The sequence below is a fragment of the Pedosphaera parvula Ellin514 genome, assembly GCF_000172555.1.
Lineage (GTDB): Bacteria > Verrucomicrobiota > Verrucomicrobiia > Limisphaerales > Pedosphaeraceae > Pedosphaera.
This window is the reverse complement of record NZ_ABOX02000002.1, coordinates 161,269-186,848: the sequence shown is the minus strand read 5'-3', so window position 1 is coordinate 186,848 and position 25,580 is coordinate 161,269. Positions and strand designations below refer to the sequence as shown.

Here is a 25,580-nt window from a genome sequence, read left to right as displayed (position 1 = left end):
TAATTCCTCATCTAGGCCTCTACGAGGCCGGGTTCCTTTTCTTCACGTGCCAGGTCGCCAAGCAGTAACCGAATCATTTCAATCGCTTTTGGAACAGCCGCCTGAACCCTCGTGCTCAGGCCGATTTCACCATCCTCCGTTTCCAAAACGGCCGGCTCGCAGCCGACGATATACAACCGCCCTGACCAGCCACCGAGTGAGCTGACCATTTGCAGCACTCCAGCGGGGTTCAAACTGTGGGCATTCGCCATTTCATGATCGGGCTCTCTCAAATCGTTCACATCAGCTTCGATCAAATAAACCGTGCCTGGTTCGGCTCCGCGGGCGGTCGCATCGACCAGAATGACGATGTCGTAGCCATCCGTGATGGTGTAGGCCAAATCATGGCTGCGAATTCCAAAATCAATAACGCGGACGCTTTCGGGCAGGGGGCATTGCATCAACTGGCGTGCGGTTTCAACACCGAAAGCGTCGTCGCCAAAAAAGATATTACCAACCCCTGCAATCAGGATTCGTTTGCTCATTTGGCCTCCTGTAGCGGTTGAATTTCGTCCAATCGGTAGAAGAAGCGGTGACCAGGCTGGCGCATCAGCCCCAAATCTTTTCCCGGATCATCCCGCAACACCAAAGCCAGATGGATATTACCTTCGGCATCCTGTTCGACCGCTTCGATCACTGCGGTTTTACCGGCAAGCATCATATCGATCGCATCAGCGCGGGCTTTTGGTCGAATCAGGACCAGGCTGCCCGCTTGCAGGTAACATTCATCAACCGAGACACCCTCCAAACGTTTGCTCGTTCCAAAAATATTCTCATCGAACGAGCGGTTGGCGCGCATCACACCATGCATTTTCAGCAGGTGATCCCCGTTCATCAATTCGGTTCTTTCCAAAAGTCGGCGGGCGTGTTCATCCACCAGGCGCATTTCGCTCTTCTCCTCATCCGTCATGGTCATGATTCGCAGTGTGAGGATTTCATCGATCTCTGTCCCATCAAACAGGTCTCCAGAACTTTCGGGTGCGATTTGGGGATAGTCCGACAGAATAATAGGTGACGAGAGCATCGTATCACACTCGCCTCTTTCCTCTTCTCCAACCAGGACAGGCCAGGTGCCGCTGTTCTCGCATCCCTCCGAGGCTTGCCGGCAGGCGGGCGGCGGATCAGTAAGCGAAATAAACTCGCCTTCCTCCAGACTCAGGATCGTATGGGTGGAAGCGAAGGTCCGCATAATCACGGCTGCCTGATCATTCATTTCCAGCAACGGCATGGGCGTTTGATTGAGGATGCGAACCGTAATTTTAAAGATTTCGGTTTCCACAGGCATGGCGGAAACTTCGACCACTCCCTCAATCGCCTCCTGTCGACGCCGGATCATTCCCACTTTGCAATCATGCTCATCACAGACCGGTTCCATGACCTGCGACGCAGGGAAGCAAAACGGAAAACTCACTCGACGTGTTGATAAAGCATTTAAAGTCAATGGACACGGTTTGACTTCACGTTCAACTGCCTCCTGCCAGGTCTGGAAAAGTTGACCGTCCACTTGAAGTTCAGAAAGAATCTGAAAGGATGGCTCGCTGTCAGTTGATTCCAACTTCGCGGCAGGAACCAGGCCTACTTCACGCGCCATCGGATGCAGAAAGCGCACACTCGCCTTTAGAACGGGAGTTCCCGCCCGAATGCGTGCCAGGCACTCCGTTTGCATGACGAATGGTTCCGCTCCATCCTGAGCAGTGCTGTACTCCTGTGGGTAAACCCGGCCAAAAGTAAACCGCTGTTGGTTCTTCCTGGAGGAGGGCCGATAAGGATAGAGAATATAGCCCTCATAAAGTACCGCATTGACGATTTTATCCAGCAGTAACATGTTCATGCCGGAATCTCCTCGGTTTCCGGCTGCGGCAGCAGCCGTTCAATAGCCTGCTCCCACGTTGCCAGGCCGTGACGGCGCTTGTAGGCATAGAGCTTCTCAAAACTTTCGCGTTGAAGATAAAGCCATGCACTATTGGGATAGTGGTGTTCCATCATCCCCCGCCACAAGCTGATTGGCATCCGGTAAACACATTCCTTATCCCAGGAGACCTGCTGCACTTGCAGGCGGTTGTCAGGGGTCGTATAGAAAACAGTGCCACTGAACAAAAATAGCAGGGAGACATCGCCTTTCTCCAACGCATAGAAATACTTGGTGGCAGTCACGTTCATGTCATACGTGCATTGAACTGGCAGCGTGGCCTCGGTATTGCCGGAGAACGTTCGCACCATCGTGTTCGCATGGGCCCAGAGTCGGTTGCGTAGCGTCTGCCCCCAGCGATCGGGCGTGCCAAAAAGGTCCAAAAGGCGCTCTTGTTCCCGGACGTTGTAAGCTCGTTGCGCTGACTGGAATTGAATTTGTGCGTGCAGAGTTACCGTTTGTATGGTTTCGGATGCGGGCGTATTGGTGATCTTAACCTTGAAGTGCAGCAATGGTGTCAGGCCATGAACTGCCGGTTCCACTCCGATGATTTTAAAATCGAGGTCAGGCATGGTTCTCCTCCTCTCCCACGATTGACAACGGTTCGGACCGTTCTTCGAGTCTGGTAAAAAACGCTGCAATCTGCTCCCAGACATCCTCTCCGCCCGATAGTCCGCGCCAATGAATGCGGATCAAGCCAACCAACTCGTAACAGGCATCAATTGGTGCCAGGTAGTATTGCCGCGTCGCACCCACCCGGTTAATCAGAAGCGCTTCGACATCCGGCTCCATCTGGGTCAAAGCCGGATTATCCTCAACCAAGGCCTGCCAGGCCGCGAGTGTAAGGAGCGATTCAGTCGCACCAGCGGGACTGGGGTACAATGCCATCAGTTTCCCGCCCGGCGTGTTGTAAAAAAGAAAAGCCAGGTCGATGGGCAGAGCCAGACTTTCCCACTGCCCATCCGTTAAATGAAAATCGGGCAGCGCATGAGGATACCGGGGAATCAGCTTAAATCGTCCTCCCACCACCAAATTAAAACGCATGGCGCAGTGATCACAGGCACAGATTACCTGACGACTCGACATTTCCAACAGATGCCGATGGCCGGGTGTCAATAACACGCTGCAGAGTTCGCACCGCTCCCGGTTGGTTCGCGGTTGCGTCAGACGGCGCAGCAGCGTAAATGGAGTCGCACGTCCGGCAGTGGCATTGTGATTCATGGAAAATCGCAGGTCGTTATGTTATCCATGCTGCTGGTTCGCTTTGCACGTGAATGTGTCAGTTAGGCGGGATACTGGGCATTTTTGGATCAATCGGCTGCCGATCCGCAGCATTGATTCCTGTGGAATCTCTCGCTGAACGATAATTTTTTCGGCCATCGCGGCGGCCAGGTTCCTTGCCCGTCTTTACAGCCACCTCTTCACCACGCATCGTACCTGGAACGTGAACCGGTTCAGGGGGATTGTTTCTGTGTAAAATATGCATCGTTCGCTCTTCCTCCTCTCTTGACATTAGGCTCTGTCCTGTGATGCAACCTTGATTCACCCAAGACCACAAATGAGCCTTAACCAACAACGTCTATTAAAGTTGACCGCAGGCTTGCTAGATGCTGGAACTGGATAAACCATTTCTGTGACGGCTTGATTTCATCCATTGTACCCTTTTAGGAAGTATAGTCTCCGTCTGGTGGTTCCCGACCCTGCTACTCCGACACTCTGTAAACAATAGAAATATCGCTTATTGACTCTATTACGTTTCATCATGTGCTCAATAGGGTAATACCCTTACCTCGGTCGTACAATCGCAGTGTATAAGCGGTGCCGAGCTCAACATTTCCATTTTTTCCCACCTCTATCGACTGCATTTTGGGCATGGCAAAACAAGGAATTTTAATTGATGCACGGTTGTGATCTGCCTTCAACCACGGAATTTGACAGGTATGAAAAATCCGTTCCTGTGGAATCTTTGGAAAATTTTCTAAAACACGGCTTAGCCTCCCATCACACATCCATTTTGCTTAAGCAGCAAATGCGGCTTATGATTGGTACGATTTTTCTGGAGTAAAGAAACGCCATCGCCCAGGACGGGTTGCAATGTCCGTCAACATTATTCAGGAAATTTTGAAAACCGGCATTCTAAAACATTTATTTGCCAGCCATCACTTACTCGAAGGATTTCATTCCTGTGTGACAAGATAAAACCAAATCGCGCTGCTTAATAATGTTCGGTGGCAATTTATGATGAATACCCTCAGCACCATCCCCGATTCCAACAGCATGATCCTATAGACATGCCCGCATATGCGCATTCTCATCCAGAGATAGCAGTGCATCTATAGGACTGGGAAGATCTCCTATGAAACCATATCAAGGAACACCAAAAGTCACACGCTCCTGGATTGCGCGCGCGTTCACCGCGATCGAGGATATTGTTTACGTGGGGCTGGGCCTGCTTCTCGGCGCCACTGCAATCGTACTGCTGGTTAGCGGCATAGTCAGCTTTTGCGAAAGCCTGGTCGCTGGCACATTTCCCGGCACGGCCATCAGCCTTCTGGACCGTATTTTGCTGATTCTGCTTATAGTCGAGCTCCTCTATACCGTCCAGGTTTCCTTCCGTGAACATGCTCTACTTCCGGAACCGTTTCTCCTCGTCGGTTTGATAGCCGCTATTCGACGTGTGCTTGTCCTCACAGCAGAATTCGGCCATGTACCCGAACTCACGGAACAAATGTTTAGAAGCTTCTTTTTAGAACTTGCTGTCCTGACAGGCTTGATCCTGACAGTAACAATATCGCTAGTTCTTGTGCGCAGACGCAATCCAGAACCGGCGGAACGTGCATGAAGTAAACCTTTCGCCCCTCATTCAGGATGCAGCAACTTCCTGAAAGGATCAGGGGTTACGCAGTTTTCACGCATGACACTATCGTGAAACATCCATGATTACGGGGCAACCGTTGATGCGTCTGCCTTGGGATCAGCGCCCGAGTGGTTGACAAATTGTTCGCGGGTGAGTTGAACTTCATTGGTGGCACCGCTGGGGTCAATGGTTTCCAGGATGACTTTGCTTCCCACCGGCCCTCTGAGCAGCGCGGAAAGCCCTTTGATATTGTTCGTTTCCGCGAGGAGATGGTCAACCTTGTTGAGGATGACACCCGGGATCAATCCGGCTTTTTCCGCGGGCGAATTGGGGAAGATTCTAGTAACTTGAAATTGGCGGGTTTTTGGGTCACGGATAACATACAAGCCCACACCAACGATCGTAAGCGGCTTATTGACCACCTTTTTCGGGCGGTTCGACGTGAACCAATATGCGCCAACTGCAATTGACAGGATGAAGACTGCCAGGCCGATTCCCAAACCCACACGTTTTCCTGAATTCTCGCTCATATAGTATTAAATAAAGTTTAATTTTGGTCGCAACCAACCCGCTGAATCCACCATTTCCAATCCACATTATTGCTGTCCACCCCGCTAATCTTGTAATTGGGATAACCAACACTTTGACCGTACGGAACATTCAACAACGAACCGGTCAGCCACTTGTGGACTTCGGCGTGTCCGTCGGCATAGCCGAGGCCGCAGCCCCCAGCGTGGTAATTGGCGGGGATGTCCGGAAAAAAGCCTGAAGTTCCGTGCGTGTCAATTTGCAGATAACCATCCTGTAGCGTGGCCATTGATTCATCCAAAAAAACTATCGCCTGCGAAGGCGCCGGGCAGGTCAAGTCCACCATTCTTATATAAAGCGCCCCCGGTTTGTTGTTGCTGCCGGGCGCCTTGAGCAGCGTTTGTCCCAACGCCCCCATCTGGCCGTTCATCGAAACGCTCCGCAACCGTGGTCCATTGGCGGAAGGCAGTTTATCCGCCGGGCATTTATAAACACCAACTTGTCCCGACAGGTACGGCGCAAGCAGCGCCCGCTGCAAAAGGCCGTAATTGGTGTTGCCACTGAGAGGAATATCCCCGCCATAACCCCAGTTTTCCAGCCCGTTGATACTGTCCACCCATGCCACCGAGGAGCCGTAGTTGATCGGCGAATTAGGCACCATGTAGTCGTTGTAGTCAGCAGCGTACATGGCCCAGGCATGCATCATCTGGCTCTTGTTGTTGATGTCTTGCGCCGCCTGCGCGCTCGCGTTGGCCCGGCTTAACACAGGAAGGAGCAGACTGGCCAGAATCGCGATGATGGCGATAACCACCAGAAGCTCCAGCAAGGTAAAAGCCCGCCCTGATTTCATGATCTTCATCACACCGCGTTTTTCGCCACCTGTATTTGGATAGAGCTGAATCATGCAAAATATCAAAAGAATGCCCTGCGAGAATAGCTCAAGGACTAACGAGTCGGTAGAATTGAGCAGGGAAATTGGTCGCGGTGGTGTCAATCAATTGCACGGTTCCATTGGTCATGGTGAAAGTCACCAGAGGGGTCCAATTCACCAGGTTGGTTGAGACTTCGAGGGTGTAGATGGCGCCGGAGGAGCCGCTCAATGAAAATTGCACGGTGCCGTTCGGCTGCATGGCAATGCTCTGGAAAACGCCGGTCTGGCCAAATGGCGAGTTGGTCAGGGTCAGAGTGGCGACATCGCTGGTTATCTGCCCGGCCACGTTGCTCACGGTCACCTTGTAACTACCGGCGTTGCTGGCCATCAGGCTGCTGCTGGAGCTCGGGAGATTGGTGCCGTTGTATTGCCACGTGTAGCTGAAGGGCATAGTGCCGTACGTGCCTACGTTGAAGAGAGTGATCGTGCCCGTTTGATTGGTCTGGCTTTGTGGCTGGATGAGGATGGAGGGAGGAATGGCTTGGGAACGAATGGTGTTGTTGCCGGCATCGGCCACATAGACATAGCCTGCAGCACTGACGGTCACTCCCGCTGGATAATAAAATTCGGCGCCAGCGCCGCTGCCGTCGATGCCGCCATTGACTCCCGGCATTCCCGCAACGGTGCTGACCGTCCAGGTGCCGCCGGAAAGGGTAAGTTTACGCAGGGTGCTGTTGCCGGAATCGATCACGTACAAATTCCCCAAGGCGTCCACACTGATGCCGCTGGGCCCGAAGAAAAGCGCGCTATTGCCAGCGCCGTCAATGCTGCCCCACATCCCTGTCCAACCCGCCAGGGTCGTGACCGCGCCCGCCGAGGTCACTTTGCGGATGGTGTCATTGTTATAATCTGTCACGTACAAATTGCCCGCGCCATCCACCGCAATGCCGGTCGGGCCGTTGAAGCGGGCACCGGCATTGGTGCCGTCAAAAGTCCCAAAGGTTCCGGCCAAACCGGCCAGCGTGCTGGAGATGCCGCCGGGAGTGACCATGCGGACGGTATGGTTCCCGGTGTCCGCCACATACACATTGTTGGCGCTGTCCACCGCCACGCCTTGCGGTTGGTAAAATTGGGCAGTGATACCAGCGCCGTCGGCGTTGCCGGGATTGCCGGCAGAGCCCGCCAAGGTACTGGTTGAACCGCTCGGAGTAATTTTGCGAATGGTGCTGTTGCCGGTATCGGCCACGTAGATGTTGCCGCCGCCGTCCACGGCTATGCCTTGCGGACCAGAAAAAAGAGCGTTGGCTCCGGAACCATCCGCGCTGCCGAACACGCCCGTTGTTCCGGCCAACACGCTGACAACGCCGAAAGGTGTGATTTTACGTATAACGCTATTCTGGGTGTCGGCCACGTAGATGTTATTCTGCCCATCCACGGCCACGTTTTGCGGGGAATAAAAACGTGCGCTGGAGGTGACGCCGTTGATGCTGCCTTCGGAGGGTGATCCAGCAAGCGTTGTCACCACGCCCGCGGCGGTCATAACACGGATGGTGCTGTTGGCCGTGTCGGCGATAAAAACTGTGCCAGTGCTGTCAACCGCCACGCCTTGCGGACCCAAGAACCGGGCTGAGCTATTGGTCCCGTCGGCGCTGCCTGCGGTGCCGGACAATCCAGCCAGAGTGGTGACAACGCCGGCAGGCGAAATTTGGCGGATGGTGTTGTTGAAATAATCGGCTACGTAAAGATTCCCCGCACTGTTGATGCCGATGCCAGCCGGTTGATGGAACAGGGCATTGGTCCCGCTGGCGTCCGCGCTGCCCACGAAGCCGGCAGCACCGGCCAGGGTGGTGACCGATCCGCCGGGCATGATCATGCGAATCGCGGCGTTGCCCGTATCAGCCACGTAAACATTGCCGGCCTGATCGACCGCCACGGCTTCAGGCTCATTGAACTGCCCGCCGAGGCCGTCGGCCGAACCGGGCACACCGGTGACCCCGGCGAGGGTGGAGACGACATTGGACGGGGTGATTTTGCGAATGAGATGATTGCCGTAATCAGCCACATAAAGATTGGTGGCATTGTCCACGGCCAGGCCCATGGGATGGAAGAAGAGTGCATTGGTTCCAGTGTTGTTGACACTGCCGGTAACACCCGTCATGCCGGCGAGAGTGGTGACCTGGCCTGACTGGGTGACTTTGCGGATGGTGCTGCTGCCGTAGTCGCTCACATAAATATTGCCGTCGCTGTCCAAAGCAATGCCCGAAGGCTGATTGAAGGAGGCTTGGGCGCCCATGCCATCGGCGCTACCCTGCACACCTGCGGTTCCGGCCAATGTGCGGCACAGACCGGAAGCGGTTACGACACGGATAATGTTATTACCGGTATCGGCCACATAAACATTACCCGCGCCGTCCACCGCCACCCCCTGCGGACCAAAAAGCTGTGCACTGCCGCCAACGCCATCGGCAGAGCCTTTGCCGGCATAACCGGCCACGGTGCCAATCAGCAGCGGCTGAGCCTGGGCTGCGACTACGGCGAATAGCCCCAGGCTGCAGGCGAGCAACGCCAATTTTTTTTCAGGTCCCAGCGTGAAGGAAACAAAAGTTTTCATTGATTCGAGAAGGTTGATCAATTCCAGTTCGGCAGATAAATGGTCCCGCTGGCCGTCGTGCCGCCGGAAGCCTGGGTCACGGTTTGGATGGTGTAAGTTGCGCCCGGTTTCATTGCAGGCAGCTGAAGCACGTAAAGCGTAAAGACCGGGATGAAGGGTTTCGTGGCCTGATAAATCGAGCTTGGCTCAGCCAGTCCGGCGTGCGCGTCAACATCCACCTGCACGCCATTGACCAGCAGCGCCACCGAAGAAATGGCAAGATTTGCACCGCTGGTGTACCAGAAACTAACGTCAATTTCGCCCGCCGAAGTCACGTTGGTCGTGATGTCGTAAAAATTGGTCGTGGAGCTGGTGGAAACCGTCGGACCCCAAGTCCCGATTTGCGGAAGGGTTTCGTGGTCGTAATTGACTCCCATTTGGGTGTAACGCTGCTCTTCCATCACCAGTCGATTGGTGAAGTTGCTGAAACTTTGCGAGGCCTGCGGCGTCCAGGTTATTTCTGCCAGGGCGGTCACGCGCGGAAACATTTTAAACATAACGTTCCTGAAAGAGGGCACGTACTCGCCAAACAAATTGCACTGCGCGCCGAGGATGTTGCTGCCGTACTGCGAAGGCAAAGTGGCAGGGACCGGATTGAAAGCATAAATCTGGCTGAGCGACAAATAGGACGGCGTTCCGCCGACAACGAAAGGCGGTTCGTACTTCAGGCTGCTGCTACCACCGCCTTCGACGTAATTGATGTAGCAACTGCTATCCGGCGTCATGACCACGGGTTGGCCGGCTTCAGCGGCGGCCACGGCCTGGCTGGAACCGCCCGTTTGCCAATCCATCAACGCAGCATTGGTCACGATGCCGCCATTCTCAATTTCAGTCCAACCCATCATCATACGCCCCTGAGTTTGGAGATAATTGGCGAGAGCGGAGGAAAACCAATGCTGATACTGGATGACTGAGGTGGATCCGTTGGGTGTGATGCCAAGAGAGGCCATGTTCGCGACGTCCGCAGAATAAGTGTTCCATTGCCTATCACCGCTGGCCACCACCTCATCACCACCGCAATGGATGTATTTGCCGGGAAAAATCCCCATGACCTCGTCTAAGACATCTTGCAGAAATGCGAGCGTTGCCGGGGTGCCCAGACTGTAAAGATCCACGCCATAATTGATGCTGGGATAGTCCGGGTTGTAAAAGCTGGCAGCGTTGCCGCAACCAAATTGCGGATACGCGGCCAGGGCGCAGGTAACGTGGCACGGCATCTCAATTTCCGGTACCACGGTGATGTGCCGTTCCTGCGCATAAGCCACGATCTCGCGCGCTTCGGCTTGCGTGTAAAATCCACCATACAGCCCGGCGGCATTCGTTGCCGTGGCGGCTCGAGGTGGCAGACCATAATCCGTGCCTGACCGGAATGCGCCGGCGACGGTCAGATTGGGATAGTTGGTGATTTCCAGGCGCCAGCCCTGATCATCCACCAAGTGCCAGTGGAAGGTGTTCAACTTGTGCATGGCCATCGCATCCAAAACCTGCTTGACCTCGTCCTTATTGAAGAAATGCCGTGCGACATCGAGCATCACGCCCCGCCACGGGAATCGGGGTTGGTCCTGGATGTAAACGCACGGGGCAGTCCAGGCCACACCTGAGACAATGTGGGACGAATAAATCTGCGGCGGCAGCAATTGCAGCAGGGATTGAACGCCGTAAAACGTTCCCCCTTGCGCGGGCGCGCGGATGACCACCGAATCCGGCGCGACGGTCAGTTCGTAACCTTCCGTGCCCAAGCTCGGGATGGCGTTGGAAGTGGTGATCAAAATTGCCCCTTTCACGGCGTTGGTTTCAGTGGAATTAACGACTCTAAATTGATAGCCAGTGGATTTGAACAACGCGGCTGCAAGGTATTGGCCTGTTGCTTGCGACGCGTTATCAACCAGAATCTGCATCAGCGCATGGGCGGGAGCGGAAGGGTATGGTTGCGAAGGGCAGAGGGAAAAGACCCCGGGCCGATTTTGCAGGGTTGCGGGCAAAGGAATGATGTTGGGCGTGCCGGCCGTTATGGGACCGGGTATCGGAGTGATGGTGACGATCCGCTGTGCGCTGGCCGAATTACCCGTCGAGTTGGTCGCCGCGTAGACAATCACGTACCTGCCCGGTGTATTTACATCGACGCTGCCCGCAGTTGACACCGCCAAACTGCCGACGCACGCGTCTGCAGCCGTCGCGCCAGGATCGATGTAGGACGAACCTTGGACCATGCTGATTACCGTGTTGCCGATGACGGTTATGGTCGGAATCGTCGTGTCACTTACGGTCAGGGTTGCTACCCGGCTGGTGATGCTGTTGAGGCTGTTGGTAATTACCACCGAGTAACTGCCTGCTTGCGAAAGCAGTGTGCCGCTCAAGGTAAGAGTTGCGGTGGAGGAACCGGAAACCCCTGCTCCGTCGGAAAGAGGCAGCGCACCATTGTACCACTGATAACTCAGTGGCGCGGCGCCAGCCGCAATGACGCTGAAAACCACGGGAGAAGTGCATTGCGCAATTTGATCGGAAGGTTGTTGCTCAATAAAGGGAGGTCCGTTGGTGGCCTGAACAACCACTGTGCGACTATTGGTGGCTGAATTGCCGCTGGGATCGGTTGCCAAGTAGAAAAGATGATACGTGCCGATGGAATTCACGTCGACCGTCCCGCTCATCGTCACCGGTACGCTGCCGGCGCAGGAGTCCATGGCGGTTGCCCCTGGATCGATGAACGGGGTGCCTTGAGGGAGACTGATCGTCGCACTGCCGTTCAGTGTCACGATGGGGGGAACTGTATCAGTCACGGTCAATACGGCAACCTGACTGGTGACGCTGTTCAATGTATTGCTGACGATAACTGTATAGCTGGAGCCGGATTGGGCCATGGAAACCCCGCTCAGCGTCAAGACCGAATTGGTTGCGCCGCCAATGGCTCCCGTTCCAGCCAGATACCATTGATATTTTAGCCCCACGCCGGAGGTACCGACAAAGAAAGAGGCATTACCAGAGCATTGCGCGGTTTGGTTGGTGGGTTGCGTTTGAATCGCTGCCAGAGCGGCGGAAGTGGTGGTCAATTGGAAACTGCCATTGGTGCAGGTCGCATCGTTGCTGGTGATGCAGGTTGTGGTCATTCCCGGGGAAAAAATGCGCAAGGTACCCGATCCGCCGCTGGAGACGTAGATATTGTCGGCCGCATCCCATGTGGAGGCATAGCAGGTCGAACCGCCGCCCGTTCCTACCGTGGTATTGGTTGTTAGCGTGGAAATGTCTGGAATCCCGTTGGTCAACGACATGAGAAGAAAATTATTATTTGCCGCACCTTGAATGAGCACGAATTTGTCGTCAGGGGAAACGGAGATCGAATAATTAACAATGCTAAGATGATCGTTGACCGTATCGCCAAAGTAGGCGGCGCTTTGCGTTTTTGAATCCCACAGCACGGTTGTTCCCGTGCTGTCCAGCACACACACATTGGTTGTGCCATCGGAGGGACTGTTGCGCTTGGCGGTGATAAAGTATTTTCCATCCGGCGCAATCTGGACATCCATGACCACCGAATTTATGTTGCCAAACCGGATCGGATTGGTCACTACGGTGGGGAAGTTGCTCCACGGCAACGGACCGGCCCCGATATTATATCGGTAAATGTTTTGGTACCCCGTCGCCGTTGGGGAGAATGTGCCAGGTGGATTAACGAGATTCAAATCCCACGCGGTCAGCGTGAGCACCAGGTTGCTGTTGGCCAATGAGCCGGTAACGTTTGGCGTGCCGGCGGCCCGCCCGAAGTTGACACCTGAGGCCGTGGTGTTGTTGCCGGGATTGGCCAGCCCAAAAATAGTGGCGGAGGTCTTGAGATCTGCGTCCACCCGCCAAACCCCTCCGATTATGCCGGTGGCAGCATCGCCCACATACAGCGCGTCATCCGGTCCCACGAACAATTTGTAAGGAGAGAAGGTGGTGCTGCTGCCTAAAGTGATGCCCGCCGTGGCCGCGACGTTGCCAAGGCCGAGGCAGTCCTCGGAAGCGGCGTCCATGACGTAGATTCCCTTGGTGGTGACGGGGCGCATGGGGCCGGCGCTACCAGGATTGGCGTTGGCGACATAAGTGCGGCCGAAATTCCAGGTCTTGGGGTTTTTGTTGACTGCCACGCCGCGCGGGCCATGGAAGTTGTTGTAAATGTTGGCATCACTGCTGATCTGGTTGAGTACATTGGAACCCACTTTGAAAACGACAATGGAAAAATTCGTATGGGCTCCCAAAGTAAAAACATTGGTGCCCACGGCGAGTCCTGGTCCGTAGTCCATGATCGTCGCGCCATCATCGAAAACAATTTTGACGTCCGAGGCGGTTTCGTTCAATACCCAGGAAATGAGTCCGTTGCTGTTGGTAATACCTGAGGCGTACGGGTGTGCCTCGGCAACCGAGACCAGAGCCACCACCCCGAGCGACAGGACACATTTTATAAATCCACGGTTCATATTTACTCTCTTTTTTCCATTGCCAATCCGATGCCAGACAAATGACTCTATTTAAAGCGTTTCAACATGATTTAACGGCCTTCGATCTTTAATGCGAAATTACAGGAAGAAAGGCGCAAAAAAATTTTCACGGCGTGATTGATTAGGTTGACGGGCCGGTCCGAATGGGAATCCTCGTCAGTTCAACCCCGGAACCGCCCGGCGTGAAATTCTCTTTCACTACTCCGCAGAGTTTGATAGGAGTTGGCGATTGAGCGACGTCACCCGGATTCTTGAGTCAATCGAACAAGGCAACCCCCAAGCCGCCGACGAACTATTGCCATTGGTTTACGGAGAGTTGCGCAAGTTGGCGGCGGTGAAAATGGCCAGCGAAGGGCCTAACCAGACCTTGCAACCCACCGCGTTGGTGCATGAAGCCTGGCTGCGCCTGGTTGGACAGGACAACCCGCGATTCGCTAATCGCGCTCATTTTTTTTCCGCCGCCGCTGAGGCCATGCGCCGCATCCTTATTGAAAAAGCGCGGCGCAAGCACGCCCTTCGTCATGGCGGCGGCCAGAAGGCCCTGGACATTGAGCATTTGGAAATTGCCGCACCTTGTGACAACGAAGAGATCTTCAACGTCCACGAGGCACTTGACAAACTCGCCATTCAAAACAAGGCCGAAGCGGATTTGGTGAAACTACGTTATTTTGTTGGCATGACCCTCGAAGAAACGGCCGTAGCTCTGGGTATTTCCGCCCGCACCGCTGATAATTATTGGGCCCACGCCAAAGCCTGGCTTTTTAGGGAGATCGAGCGGAACAGGATTTCCTGAGAAAAGTCCCGGGCGCAAACATCCTCTGGCCGGGTTGCGCCATGATCGGTTACACCTCTTTCACCGGTTTCCGCAAGACGCAACGTGGTGGTCTTGTCCTATTTGATTGACCGGTCTGACCTTGGCATTTACCGGTCCGTTCTGTTTAACAGAGATTTTGCTTCTTTATACGCCAGCCAGCAGATCATTACGTTGTGGGAAGCAGTCTTTCCCTCAATTATTGGTTTGCTCTCCTCCAGCGGAAACGGAGGCATTTGTGCCTCTGCTTCGCTAAATACAGCTCGGGCCTTTTCGGATTGTCCCTGTCGAAACAGGCTCATTGCCCTGAATAAACGCGCAGTTCCTGGAAGATCAGGGTATTTGCCAGCCGATTGTTCGGCCTCGGCCAAGGTTTGTTCTGCATTCGCATACTGACCACTACGATACTCCGCCATGCCCAGGCAAAGTTGATACCACGGCAGAAACGGTGTGCCTTTCCTGAGTTCGACCCCCCGCCGCGCAAGATCAAGCGCTTTCGTTAACATAACGGCGTTGGTGGAATGCAGCAGGCAGTACGCCTTGGCGGCGCCTTGCGCCGTGGGAGCATCATCCGTCCCTGCGGCTTGTTGAACAACATGCTGGCGGGTGCTTTCGTAATCGACATCATTTTTAAACCAGGCTTGCCATGTAGCAAGCGTCAGCGAAAGATCCATGTCCTTCGGACGCGAACCAGAAACTTGCCTCAGAGTAGCGATCGCTTCCTGGCTACGGCCGGCGGCGCAATAGCAGTCCGCCAGGGTTTTCATCGCCTGACTGTTGCCTTGCTGCGCTGCTTTGTGAAACCAATTTAGAGCCTCCACTTCATCTTTCGGAACACCAGTGCCATCAAAATATAAAATGGCCAGGTCAATTTTGGCGCGGCTGTTTCCGTGCTCGGCGGACTTGCGGAGCCATTTTGCGCCTTCGGTCGGGTCGTTCAGCCCGTCTTTGCTGCGAACGTACAGCATGCCGAGGCAATCCTGGGCTGTCAGGGCGAAATCGGACACGCCGCTGGCTCCCTCCAAATAGAGGTTTCTGGCATCTTCCAATTTATTTTCCTTTTCCAGCAACTGACCCAAATTAACGAGCGATTCACCCGCCAGAGTGCTGTTAGGGCCGAACACTTTCCTGCGGATCGTGAGCGCACTGCGATACATGAGTTCCGCCTCGGAGAGTCTATTCCCGGCAATGAGCAGTTCACCCAGGCTCGCCTCGCTCTTGGCCACTTCCGGGTTTTCCTCGCCCAGAAGTTTCCTCTGCATTGATAACGCCTCACGCTGGATAGGTTCGGACTCGGCCAGTTTGCCCTCATTTTTAAGGACCGAGGCAAGGAGGTTCAGTGATTGCGCCAAGCTTGGATGTTCGTTTCCCAAAATCTTCCGCTGCTCCGCCACCAGCTTGTACAGCGTGGCTTCCTGTTCATTTGACTTGCCTTGAATATCAAGTTCGTTGGACTCAAGTTTGAGCGACGCAATGGTCACCAGCGGATTGTCGGGGCCGAGGAGTTTCCGGCGTATCGCGATGGCTTTGCGAGATAAAGCAGCAGCTTCCGGTCTTTTATACCGCCTGGAAAACAGCCATGCGGCCAGATTATCCAGCGAGTCCGCCATTTCGAGATTATTATCTCCCAGCAGAGCTTCCTTGGTGGTCACAGCCTCTCGAAGGGTTGCCTCAACCGTCGTTGAGAGGTTTTTCGTGTTGAGTATTGCGGCAAGGTCTTCCAGCGATCTGGCCACCTCCAGGTTCTTGTTGCCATACAATTCTCGTTGCAACGCCACGCCGGCGCGCGCCATTTTCTCAGCCTTATCCAGGAATCCTTGTCGCCACAGGACGTGGCCGAGGCGCCGCATGGATTGGGCAACCAGTGGATTTTTTCCACCCAACTCTTTGATGCGAAGAGAGAGCGCCCTTTCATGCATGGCCTGTGCGTTTTCCAAGTCCCCCAGTTCCCAGTAGACTTCGCCCAGGGTATAGCGCAACTCCGCCTCCACCTCGGGCTGTTGGGCAAGGTCCGATCCAATTCGTTTCGCCGTATTGTCCAGAATCCTTTTGAGCAGCGTCGTATCGCTGCCCATGGCGACTGAGGGGCCGACACCATCGAGCATGTCCTCGAGAAATTGAGCCACCTGTCGGCTCTTGGCGGCTTCAACCTGCGCTTTTTGTTCGTTTGTTTGTGCCTGTCGGCGTTCCTTTTCAGCCTCCAGACGCGCTTGATGCTCTTTAATTGAAGACCAGACCGATAGCGCTACCCCCATGGCCAGAGCAGCGGCGATGGCGCCAGTCGCGGCGAATACCAGCTTATTGCGTCGCACCAGTTTCTGAAACCGATACGCAGTGCTCGGCGGTCGGGCCACCACCGCTTCATTGCTCAGGTGCCGCCGAATATCCGCGGCCAAATCGTTGGCGGTCTCGTAACGGCGCGCACGATCCTTTTCCAACGCTTTCATCACAATCCAGTCCAAATCGCCGCGCACCAGATGAATCAGCTTGAGCGCTTCAGCTTTTCGATGTTTGGCGATGGTGGCCAGAGCGTCGCCCTGCATTGTGCTCAAACAGGTCGAAGGCGTAGCCGGCTCTCGCTCCCGTATGGTGCGTCGAATCTCATCCAACCCAATTTGCAACAGTTCTTTGGAGTTAAATGGTGTCTGACCGGTCAGCAATTCATAAAGCAAAACGCCCAGACTATAGATATCGGTGCGCGTATCCACATCAAGCCCGCCAGCCTCGGCTTGTTCCGGACTCATGTAAGCGGGTGTGCCGATGAATTGCTCGAATGCGGTGAAAAACGTCTGATCGGTCAATTTGCCGTGGGTCGCCTTGGCGATGCCAAAATCAATTACCTTGGGAAATGGCACCCCATCGTTCATCGTGACCAGGATATTTGAAGGCTTGATGTCCCGATGAATAATGCCTTTCTGATGCGCGTGCTGAATGGCATGGCAAACTTGCATGAACAGTTCAAGCCGGTCACGGGTGGAGAGATTGTTCTGGTCGCAGCAATCAGTGATTTTGACGCCCGGCACCAGTTCCATCACGAAATAGAGCCGGCCAGCGCTCGTTGCGCCGGCGTCCAGCACCTTGGCGATGTTCGGATGGTCCATCAACGCCAGTGCCTGCCGCTCAGCTTCAAACCGGGCAATGACGCTCTTCGTGTCCATCCCCAGTTTAATGACTTTGAGTGCCACGCGGCGGCGAACCGGTTCCTCCTGCTGGGCAAGATACACGATCCCGCAGCCCCCTTCGCCGATTTGCTCCAGCAACTTGTAGCGGCCTATCCAGTCGCCCGGGTTCTCGGCGCGAACCACGGCGGGGCGGGAAGCACTGCTCGATTTCGAAAGATCTGCTGCCGGGGTTTCCATGAAGGCCGCCGCCGCTTTTTCACCAGCCTGAAGGAGTTCTTCGACGCGCTGGCGCATGGCATCGTCGCCGGCGCAAACCTTGTCAAAAAAAGACGCGCGCTCACCAGGCGGCAACTGCCGGGCAGCGCTGAAAATAGTGAACTCGTGATCAGAAGACTCGGGCATCTGTGTTCATCTTTGTGCACTTCAAACCAAAAAACCAGTCGAATCATTCGTGGCTGAGCTCAAGTTTGTCGGTCAAATATATCCCAGGCGCAGGAAGCAGCCGATTTCATCCACGCCCACATGAGCAGGATTGAAGTCGTGGCCAATGCGCTTTCGAAGCATCGATTACTACCTGAGAGAGAAGTCTTCAAATGCTGGGTCTGGAGAAAACAAGTTGGCATGCAGATCCGGCACGAATTTGCCAGGGAAATTCAGATTTAGATATGAATTTGAGCATCGCCCCAGTCCTCGCTGCTCTGCCATCTCCTTCAACTCGCCTCATTGCGTTTACAATCCGCTGGTCGATTGTGATTCAACCCAACGAACTGTGTAGCGAATCAACTCGGCGGCCGTCTTAAGTCCCAGTTTGGTCTTAATGTTCATGCGATGGACTTCCACCGTTTTGGCGCTGACGTGCATGTTGGCAGCAATCTCTTTGGTGCTTAGACCTTCTCCAATGAGTCGAAAAACCTCGAACTCGCGGTCGGTGAGATTCTCGATCGGCGAACTGGCGGCCTGGGTGCCATGCCCCGAAAAGAGTTCCAAAATCCTTGCCGACATTTTTTCGCTGACAAAAATCTGCCCGCTCAGGACATGCCGGATGGCTTGCATGATTTTTTTGCCACCTTCATGCTTCATGATGTAGCCGCGTCCGCCGGCCCGCAGCACGCGCTCCGCATACAATGCTTCATCATGCATGGAGATTACCAGCACGGGTAACTTTGGATGCTGAGCTTGCAGGTCCTTGAGCAATTCCAACCCGTTTTTATCTGGGAGCGTAATATCGGCCAGCACCAGGTCGGGTTTTTCGCTTTTGACCAGTTCCAGAGCTTGAAATGCGTTTTCCGCCTCGCCACAAACAGCCAGGTCGATTTCATTGCCAATTATTTGCCGCAACCCTTCCCGCATCATGGGATGATCGTCCACCAGAAGGATCTTTGTGGCTTTTGCCGGGCTGGTTTTCTTTTTCTGGTTCATGTTCCTGGGTTGTTTTGTGAGTTTGCACCAGCAGGAAGAAAACACACCACCGCAGTGCCGCCTTTGTTCTGTCGCTGGAAAAGCAAGGTGGCTCCAATCATCCCGGCACGGTAATGCATGGTGCGCAGTCCCATCCCCCTGCTCGCGCCCGGGGTTGGGGGAATACCGATGCCATTATCTCGTACCGCCAAAATCGTTTTGTCCAGCTTTGACTCAAGGCCGATTTCAATCTCTGCTGCTTTGCCGTGTTTGATGGCATTGGCCACGGCTTCCTGGGCGATTCGGAAAAGATGGGTCGCCGTGATCAGGTCGTGGACATAAACCGGCGCCAGACACTCAAATCGGCATTTGATGGAAAAAAGCTTTTCCGTGTTGACGGCAAGTTCGGAGAGTGCCGCCATTAACCCTTCTGATTCCAGTACAACGGGCGAAAGACCGCGCGCCAGCGAACGCGTCTGCGCAATGACGTTACGAATCTGCGCCGCGATGTTTTCGGCCTGAGTTTCGAGATCCTTGCCTTTCTTCGTCAATTTTTGGCCCAACACCTCACTCAACATCTCAATCCCGGCAAGATGCTGGCAAATGCCATCGTGCAAATCCTGGCCAATGCGCCGCTGTTCCAATTCGCTGATTTGCAAAACCTCCTTTTCAAGTCGTTTATGTTCCGTGATATCCATTGCCGCGCCAGTGATGCCAACGATTCTGCCTTCTGCATCCCGGACGGGTTCGACAGTCAAATCGTAAACACGTTGTCCGTCTTTGACAGTGCAACCAACCTCCTGACGCACGCCAGTGCCAGTCATCAAAACACGCATCTTTATTTGCACCAACCGGTCGGCCTCTGCCTGCGGAAATAAATCTTCATCCGTTTTACCGAACACATTCTTCCCCGGTTCAGCAAACGGCATGTTGTGAAACCATGTGTAACGCAATTCAGTGTCCTGATTGAAAACGCTAATGGGAGAATGCTTCAACCCAACCCGGAACCTTTCCTCGCTGATCCGTAAGGCTTCCTCCGCCGCAGCCAGTTTTTTATCCCGATCGATTTGTTCCAACGCCTTGCGAACAATCGTTGGAACAAGATCGTAAAATTGCGCGTCCTTCACCACATAATCCATTGCCCCACTTTTCATCATTTCCACCGCAGCACGTTCGTCCCCTTGTCCGGTAATAATGATGAATGGACCAAGTCGTTTAATGACCGACAACCTGGCAATAAAATCCTTGGCGACCGTGTCGGCGAGCTTCAGGTCGAGAAGCATCAGGTCCGGCCGGTTTTCCTGGAGCCATTCAAACGCGGCTGCTCCTGACTCGGCTTTGGCGACCGATAGATTCTCCCGGCTAAGTGATTTTTCAATCAGACGCAGCACACCAAGGTCGTCATCCACCACAAGAATCGTTTCTGGCTTGGCCTGGCTCATGTCGATTAGGGTGAGTGAATTTCCGGGACCTGCACCAGTGAGATGAACATTCCCAACTGCTTGATGGCGTCGGCAAACTTTTCATAATCCACCGGCTTTACCACGTAATTGTTGCAACCCATTGCATGGCATCGCTCCACTTCGCGCGGGTCATCAGTGGTCGTGAGCATGAGCACAGGGATCTTTCTTAACTCGGCGTCGTTTTTGATTTGTCGCAAAACTTCGATGCCATCCACTTTGGGCATTCGAATGTCGAGCAGCAGTAAATAAAAGGCATCCTTGCTTCGCACCCGATTCCCTCGTTGAAAGAGAAAATCCAGAATATCCTGCCCATTCTCGAACCATTCCACAGGATTGTGCAGTCCTGCGCGCTGCAAATTCTTCTGAATCAGCCGCGCGTGTCCGGAATCATCGTCGGCAATCAAAATGACCACTTCCTTCGTCATGCTCATTCTTTATTCCGTACCGTTGCGGGCAAGGAAACAAAAAAAGAGCTTCCGCTGTCCGGTTTGGATTCCACCCAAATCTTTCCATCCTGCCGCTCCAGGATGCGTTGAGCAATTGTCAATCCGAGACCCTCCCCTGATGTTGTCTTCGGATTAAGCCGATGGAAAATTTCAAAAACTTTGGCCTGATGCTCGGCTGCAATGCCGATGCCATTATCTTTCACGCGAAAATTCGATCTGCCATTTTCCACATTTCCGGAAACTTCGATCACCCCAGCCCTGTTCGGATCCAAATATTTCAACGCATTGTCCAGTAGATTTGAAAATACCTGGTTGACCAGTATCGCATCACCCAGGCATTCGGGCAGCGGATTCAGGCGCAGAATCGCTCCGCTTTGCTTCAGTTGAAATTCCATCGTCTGCGCAATGCTTGCCAGCATGCCGCTCATATCAAGCGGCTCGATTTTCAAAGCGGCCCGACCGAGACGCGAAAAGCGCAAAAAGCCTGAAAGTAATATGTCAATTTTTGTCACGCCAGCCTGAATGAAGTCCAGAGCCTCGGGGATATCTTCGTTCAGTATCATCCGCAGTTCGGGGCTGCTTTGGAATCCATTGGCTGATCCCAGCAGCGATTGCAGATGCCGACAGGAAACGCTCAGTTCCTTGCTGAAGCCTTGAATATTCACCAAGGGTGAACGCAGGTCATGCGAGGCAACGTAGACAATGGTTTCGAGTTCCTTGTTTTTCTCGGCGAGACTTTGCGCGAGCTGCTCCAACTGCTCTTCATCCCGTTTGCGCTGGGTGATGTCCGTGCGAATGGCGATATACTGCTGCGGCTTTCCGTTGGCATCCAGAAAGGGAAATATTGTCGTGGCCACCCAATAGATGCTGCCGTCCTTGGCTCGGTTCCGGAGATCGCCTTTCCAGACGTTGCCACTGCCAATAGTCGTCCACAGATGATTGAAAAATTCCCTGGGATGGTAACCGGAATTGATAATGCGATGGTCCTGACCGATTAATTCATCCCGCGAGTATTTTGAAAGTTCACAGAACTTGTCGTTTGCGTACGTTATCCGGCCACGTGCGTCCGTAATGGCCACAATGGAGTGGGCATCAAGGGCGGCCTTAAGTTCCTGGAGTTCTTTGACGGGTGCCAACGGTCCGGAATCACTTCCGGCATCCAGCGCCTTAAGGCGCTCAATTAACTGCTCTTTCGTCCATTTCGAATAGTCCGCCATCGCCGTAAACATAACTGTGCCAACGGGAAAGTCGAATTCCCATTTTGTGGATCAAACGGCGAGTTGCTCCCGATATTCCGTCGGCGATTGACCAACGATCTTTTTGAAAACGCGATTGAAATGCGTCAGCGACTGGAAGCCTACTTCAAAAGCCACTTCGCTCACGCGCAGGTTTGGATTCAGCAAAAGATTCTTCGCCTTTTCAATGCGAACCCGGGAAACGTACTCGGTAAAGTGGAGTCCCGTTGCCTTCTTGAACATCTTGCAAAAGTAAAAAGTGCTCGTATTGACCGCCTTCGCCACTTCACTCAAGGTCAGGTCTTCAGCCTGATTGTCCTCGATATAACGTTTGGCGCGCGCGATCACCGGCGGCTCGGCATTGCGTTCCTGCACCAGAACCCAGTTGCTCACCAACGAGATATGCTGCGCAAAAATCTCAAGCAGACTCACGATGGCTTCATGTTGCCTGGTTGATACCACCTTGGTATCAAAGTAAGCCTGGCGTAAACGGTCCTTATCCACCTCGCCTCCCCATTCAGCAATCAACTGGGCCGTCCGCTCAAACTGCGTATTCGTTGGCTTCTTGCGAAACACCTGGCCAGTTTGCAAAAAACCAATCAGCTTTTCTCCGAGGCGAACCGGAACAGCGGTATCACTAAGACCAAACTCACAAGTCAGCGTCTGGGCTTCGTACTGGGCCTTGTCGGCCAATTCCTGTTGCAACCTGAGGCAGGCAGCACAACTGCGACTTTTCTCTGCCATCATTGCACAAAAGGGGTTCTCGTGCTTCTTCCCATGCTGTGGCAGTTGCCATGATTCGACCGGGCGCAATGCCACCGGCAGTCCTGTCGTCTCGCTAAAAGCCCGCTCGTAGTCCTGATAAATTTTGGAGGCTGAGAGAGTTCCGATCAGGCTTTTGCTCTCTTTCGCCTCGTTTTCAGGAGTATTTGCATCCGCAGGATCGATCGTTAACGAGGAATGCTTAAAGGGATTCCGCGTTCCGATTTCGTGCTGTGCCGTTGTCATTTGCATGACACCAAACTAGAGATAACAGCAGCGCCGGACAATTGGGAGCATCCCCAAACCTGTCTTATCAAAAGCAACTAGACCGGCTAAGGAATTTCCTTAGTCAGCTTATCTCTTATTTAGTTCAAATTGCTTTCTAATCATTCATGCTTTCAGAAGACTTCTGCTCTGAGTCCCGCCGTTTCCCTCACGGTCTGCGCGATGCCGGACAATATTTTGAGCGGCAAATGGCCGCATTCGGAATGTGGAGTGGGACGCGTGGCGGAATAAATCTGAACCAGCGGGATACATGCGCCCGCAGTTTTTAACTCTTTGAGACGTTCCGCATATTGGGCAATTTCCACTGGCGACGGTGCCTGGCCGTTGATGGCTGGGAAGAGGCTCTGGATGATCAGCGGTCTCTGCCGTGCCTGGAACAAGATGTTGGCCAGCACTTTTTCCAACGGGACTTTCGACTGATTGACTTTCTCGTAATACTCCTGCGATCCGGCATCCAGCTTGGCCCAAATCTCATCATCGCGCGTAAAATATCTCAGCCCGTTCTGCACTTCAGGTGAATCCAGGCCGCTGGCGTTGGTGATAAGCACCATTTTAAAAAACGAACCGCTCCGGGCCCGAATGTGGGCAACGGTTTGAACCGCCTTGGAAAAATTCGGACAAAGCGTCGGCTCGCCATCGCCACTCAAGGCAACATGCCGTAGTTTCAGCAGGCCCGGCGGTGCGATCCGGAACAATGATTGTTGATGAATCGTTCCCGAACGCACCAACTCAAGGGTTTTCTGAAGTTCGACGCACATGATGTCAACATCAAGAGACTCCTCGCTGCTCCGCTGACACCGGTTTACTTCACAATAAGCGCAATCAAAGTTGCAGTCCTTTCCCGGATTCATGTTAATGCCAATCGAAAGGCCGCGGGCACGCGGCGAAATGACAACGTATACAAATCGGTTGCCAAGGCCTTCGCGCGAACAGCCGAATGCCGTTTGAAACCGCTTTTCCTTTTTGTCAGGCATCGCAGGTTCCATGGATGAACCGCCGCTCGTCGTGGCCGACTCAGGTTGCTCGCGGCCAGTTTGATGTTTGATGGGCGACATGGATAATTTAGCTTCCATTTACGACACCAAATTAAGGCCGATGCCCATTATTCGCCTACTCGATGATTGTCAAAAATTGGACAATTCTTGCACCCGATGGGTCGCGATTTTCGTGAATAAAGTCCATTTATTGCAAACCGCCCTGCTGAACGCTTCAAATCGGCCAGAATGGAGATGGCAAGATTTGTTGTGATCCGGCCAAGTTGCAGGAAGTAATTGTTGACCCCGCGAGTAAATCTGTCCATGCGTTGAACATCGAAGCAGCCGCGCTTACATTCGATTTAGTCCTGAGCAGGCTTCACTGATCCGCAATGAATACGAACAAACTGAATATCCGGCTCTCACCCAAATTTTTTAGCCGGGAGCCATTTCGGATTTTCTTCCCGGTCGGAACGCAGGCGGGCATCATTGGCGTGGCGCTCTGGCCGCTTTACTTCACTGGTCTGACGGATTTTTATCCCGGCTTGGAACACGCGCGAATCATGGCTTATGGCCTGTTCGGTACATTCATCTTCGGCTTTCTCGGCACAGCCATGCCGCGCATGTTGACTTCGAAGCCACTGAGTGCCTTGGAAGTCTTTCCCATGATGCTTGCTCACTTGCTGATGGTGCTGTCGTATGCGCTCGCCAGAATTCCACTTGGTGACGCCTTGTTCCTCTCGACGCTCCTCTGGTTCATCGGATCAATACTGCTGCGAATGAAACACCGTCAAGATCTGCCTCCGCCAGGATTTGTCCTCGTATTAATGGCTTTGATCTGCGTTGGCACAGGCACCATTCTTGCCCTGGTGGCGAATTACAAGGAAATCGATCCCTCGTGGACCAGCCTGCAACGATTGCTTTCCTCTCAAGGGTTTGTATTGCTGCCCATTCTTGGAATCGGCCCGTTTCTCCTGCCCCGCTTTTTCGGGATGCAGAGCGCTCACGATTTTCCCGAATCAAGAAACCCCTCAGGTTCCTGGTTGAAGAAATCAGGAATGGCATTCGCGACGGGCGCGTTGATTATCATCACGTTTCTTTTCGAAGTAAAAGGGTGGCTTCATACCTCGTATGCCATTCGGGCTGCAGTTGTGCTTGGCTATATGCTGCTTGAAATGCCGTTCCATCGCGCCCCGGATCGCCGGAACGCACTCGGATTTGCCATTCGCACCTCATTGTTCGGCATCGTGGCCGGTTTTATCGCTGTGGCAGCCTTTCCGTCATATCGAGTGGCTCTCTTGCATCTGACACTTATTGGCGGATTTGCCGTCATTACTTTCACAGTCGCCACCCGTGTTGTTTTTGGACACAGCGGCAACCTTGCACGACTGCAAGGGCGTAATCGTTGGCTGTTCGTCGCAATCGGATTGATGCTCTTTGGAATGACCACCCGCATCAGCGGAGATTTTTGGCCGAAGATCCTGGCCTCGCATTACATTTACGGCGCACTGATCTGGATTGCCGGAGTCCTGCTCTGGGCGGCGTTTGTTCTGCCGAAAGTCTTGGTTGTCGATGTTGACAAATAATCAACTCACTGGCCTGAGTTCGAAAGTTGATTGTCGCTTCTGCGGAACGCCTGCTATCACCATCACCGTCTCTTGCGCAGCAATTTTCATCGAAAGAAAGCCAATATCTGGTTGGCTGTAGAAGGACTGTTTTCAGATGTTACTGCCATGAAAGTGTTGAGCATCATCGCCC

Annotated in this window: 18 protein-coding genes; 3 read left to right on the top strand and 15 right to left on the bottom strand. The window is 53.7% G+C overall.

The features are described 5' to 3' along the window. Nucleotides 1-11: 11 nt before the first annotated feature. Genes CFLAV_RS01960 through CFLAV_RS01945 form a run of 4 tightly spaced genes read right to left on the bottom strand, consistent with a single transcriptional unit; the run spans nucleotide 12 to nucleotide 3,169 of the window. Complete coding sequence (locus CFLAV_RS01960) at nucleotides 12-524, bottom strand: hydrogenase maturation protease (RefSeq protein ID WP_007412918.1); 513 nt, start codon at nucleotides 522-524, stop codon at nucleotides 12-14. Beyond that, nucleotides 521-1,870, bottom strand: coding sequence for a hypothetical protein (locus tag CFLAV_RS01955; RefSeq protein ID WP_007412917.1), 1,350 nt, complete (start codon nucleotides 1,868-1,870; stop codon nucleotides 521-523). Before CFLAV_RS01955 ends, CFLAV_RS01960 begins: the two co-directional genes overlap by 4 nt. Then, nucleotides 1,867-2,520: a DUF6084 family protein gene (locus CFLAV_RS01950; RefSeq protein ID WP_007412916.1), complete on the bottom strand. Its 654-nt coding sequence runs from the start codon at nucleotides 2,518-2,520 to the stop codon at nucleotides 1,867-1,869. Before CFLAV_RS01950 ends, CFLAV_RS01955 begins: the two co-directional genes overlap by 4 nt. Beyond that, nucleotides 2,513-3,169 (bottom strand): DUF5947 family protein, encoded by a 657-nt coding sequence (locus CFLAV_RS01945; RefSeq protein ID WP_007412915.1) that lies wholly within the window; start codon nucleotides 3,167-3,169, stop codon nucleotides 2,513-2,515. The genes CFLAV_RS01950 and CFLAV_RS01945 overlap by 8 nt, the downstream gene beginning before the upstream one ends. Nucleotides 3,170-4,304: 1,135 nt before the next feature. Between CFLAV_RS01945 and CFLAV_RS01940 the strand changes: the two genes are divergently transcribed. Then, nucleotides 4,305-4,790, top strand: a complete 486-nt coding sequence (locus CFLAV_RS01940; RefSeq protein ID WP_007412910.1) for a phosphate-starvation-inducible PsiE family protein — start codon at nucleotides 4,305-4,307, stop codon at nucleotides 4,788-4,790. 98 nt (nucleotides 4,791-4,888) lie between these two features. Here CFLAV_RS01940 and CFLAV_RS01935 read toward each other — a convergent pair whose 3' ends face one another. From CFLAV_RS01935 to CFLAV_RS31635, 4 genes are read right to left on the bottom strand one after another with little or no spacing between them, the layout of a single operon-like run. Further along, complete coding sequence (locus tag CFLAV_RS01935) at nucleotides 4,889-5,335, bottom strand: S41 family peptidase (protein ID WP_007412909.1); 447 nt, start codon at nucleotides 5,333-5,335, stop codon at nucleotides 4,889-4,891. Between the two features lie 17 nt (nucleotides 5,336-5,352). Continuing rightward, a complete protein-coding gene (locus CFLAV_RS36790) occupies nucleotides 5,353-6,237 on the bottom strand; it encodes a type II secretion system protein (RefSeq protein ID WP_007412908.1) in 885 nt (294 codons plus the stop codon). A gap of 34 nt (nucleotides 6,238-6,271) precedes the next feature. Continuing rightward, nucleotides 6,272-8,815: an NHL repeat containing protein gene (locus CFLAV_RS31640; RefSeq protein WP_007412907.1), complete on the bottom strand. Its 2,544-nt coding sequence runs from the start codon at nucleotides 8,813-8,815 to the stop codon at nucleotides 6,272-6,274. 17 nt (nucleotides 8,816-8,832) lie between these two features. After that, nucleotides 8,833-13,305, bottom strand: coding sequence for a family 20 glycosylhydrolase (locus CFLAV_RS31635; protein ID WP_007412906.1), 4,473 nt, complete (start codon nucleotides 13,303-13,305; stop codon nucleotides 8,833-8,835). 250 nt (nucleotides 13,306-13,555) lie between these two features. On the opposite strand from CFLAV_RS31635, the gene CFLAV_RS01915 reads away from it, so the two are divergent. After that, the gene (locus tag CFLAV_RS01915) at nucleotides 13,556-14,119 is read left to right on the top strand and encodes an ECF-type sigma factor (protein WP_007412905.1); all 564 of its coding nucleotides are present in this window, start codon (nucleotides 13,556-13,558) and stop codon (nucleotides 14,117-14,119) included. Nucleotides 14,120-14,247: 128 nt separating this feature from the next. Here the strand turns inward: CFLAV_RS01915 and CFLAV_RS31630 are convergent, their stop codons facing one another. The 7 genes from CFLAV_RS31630 to CFLAV_RS01880 form a co-directional block, all read right to left on the bottom strand. Further along, nucleotides 14,248-17,661 (bottom strand): protein kinase domain-containing protein, encoded by a 3,414-nt coding sequence (locus CFLAV_RS31630; RefSeq protein ID WP_007412904.1) that lies wholly within the window; start codon nucleotides 17,659-17,661, stop codon nucleotides 14,248-14,250. A gap of 327 nt (nucleotides 17,662-17,988) precedes the next feature. Further along, nucleotides 17,989-18,678 (bottom strand): response regulator transcription factor, encoded by a 690-nt coding sequence (locus CFLAV_RS01905; protein WP_007412903.1) that lies wholly within the window; start codon nucleotides 18,676-18,678, stop codon nucleotides 17,989-17,991. Next, nucleotides 18,675-20,099, bottom strand: coding sequence for a hybrid sensor histidine kinase/response regulator (locus CFLAV_RS31625; RefSeq protein WP_007412902.1), 1,425 nt, complete (start codon nucleotides 20,097-20,099; stop codon nucleotides 18,675-18,677). Before CFLAV_RS31625 ends, CFLAV_RS01905 begins: the two co-directional genes overlap by 4 nt. A 5-nt stretch (nucleotides 20,100-20,104) precedes the next feature. Further along, nucleotides 20,105-20,551 (bottom strand): response regulator, encoded by a 447-nt coding sequence (locus CFLAV_RS01895; protein WP_007412901.1) that lies wholly within the window; start codon nucleotides 20,549-20,551, stop codon nucleotides 20,105-20,107. Beyond that, nucleotides 20,548-21,783 (bottom strand): sensor histidine kinase, encoded by a 1,236-nt coding sequence (locus tag CFLAV_RS35370; RefSeq protein WP_160164450.1) that lies wholly within the window; start codon nucleotides 21,781-21,783, stop codon nucleotides 20,548-20,550. The genes CFLAV_RS01895 and CFLAV_RS35370 overlap by 4 nt, the downstream gene beginning before the upstream one ends. A gap of 51 nt (nucleotides 21,784-21,834) precedes the next feature. Next, nucleotides 21,835-22,815 (bottom strand): helix-turn-helix domain-containing protein, encoded by a 981-nt coding sequence (locus tag CFLAV_RS01885; protein WP_007412899.1) that lies wholly within the window; start codon nucleotides 22,813-22,815, stop codon nucleotides 21,835-21,837. A 146-nt stretch (nucleotides 22,816-22,961) separates the two neighbouring features. Next, complete coding sequence (locus CFLAV_RS01880; protein ID WP_050785599.1) at nucleotides 22,962-23,903, bottom strand: radical SAM protein; 942 nt, start codon at nucleotides 23,901-23,903, stop codon at nucleotides 22,962-22,964. A gap of 311 nt (nucleotides 23,904-24,214) precedes the next feature. Here CFLAV_RS01880 and CFLAV_RS01870 point away from each other — a divergent pair, with 311 nt between their 5' ends. Continuing rightward, the gene (locus CFLAV_RS01870; RefSeq protein ID WP_007412897.1) at nucleotides 24,215-25,408 is read left to right on the top strand and encodes an NnrS family protein; all 1,194 of its coding nucleotides are present in this window, start codon (nucleotides 24,215-24,217) and stop codon (nucleotides 25,406-25,408) included. Nucleotides 25,409-25,580: the final 172 nt, after the last annotated feature.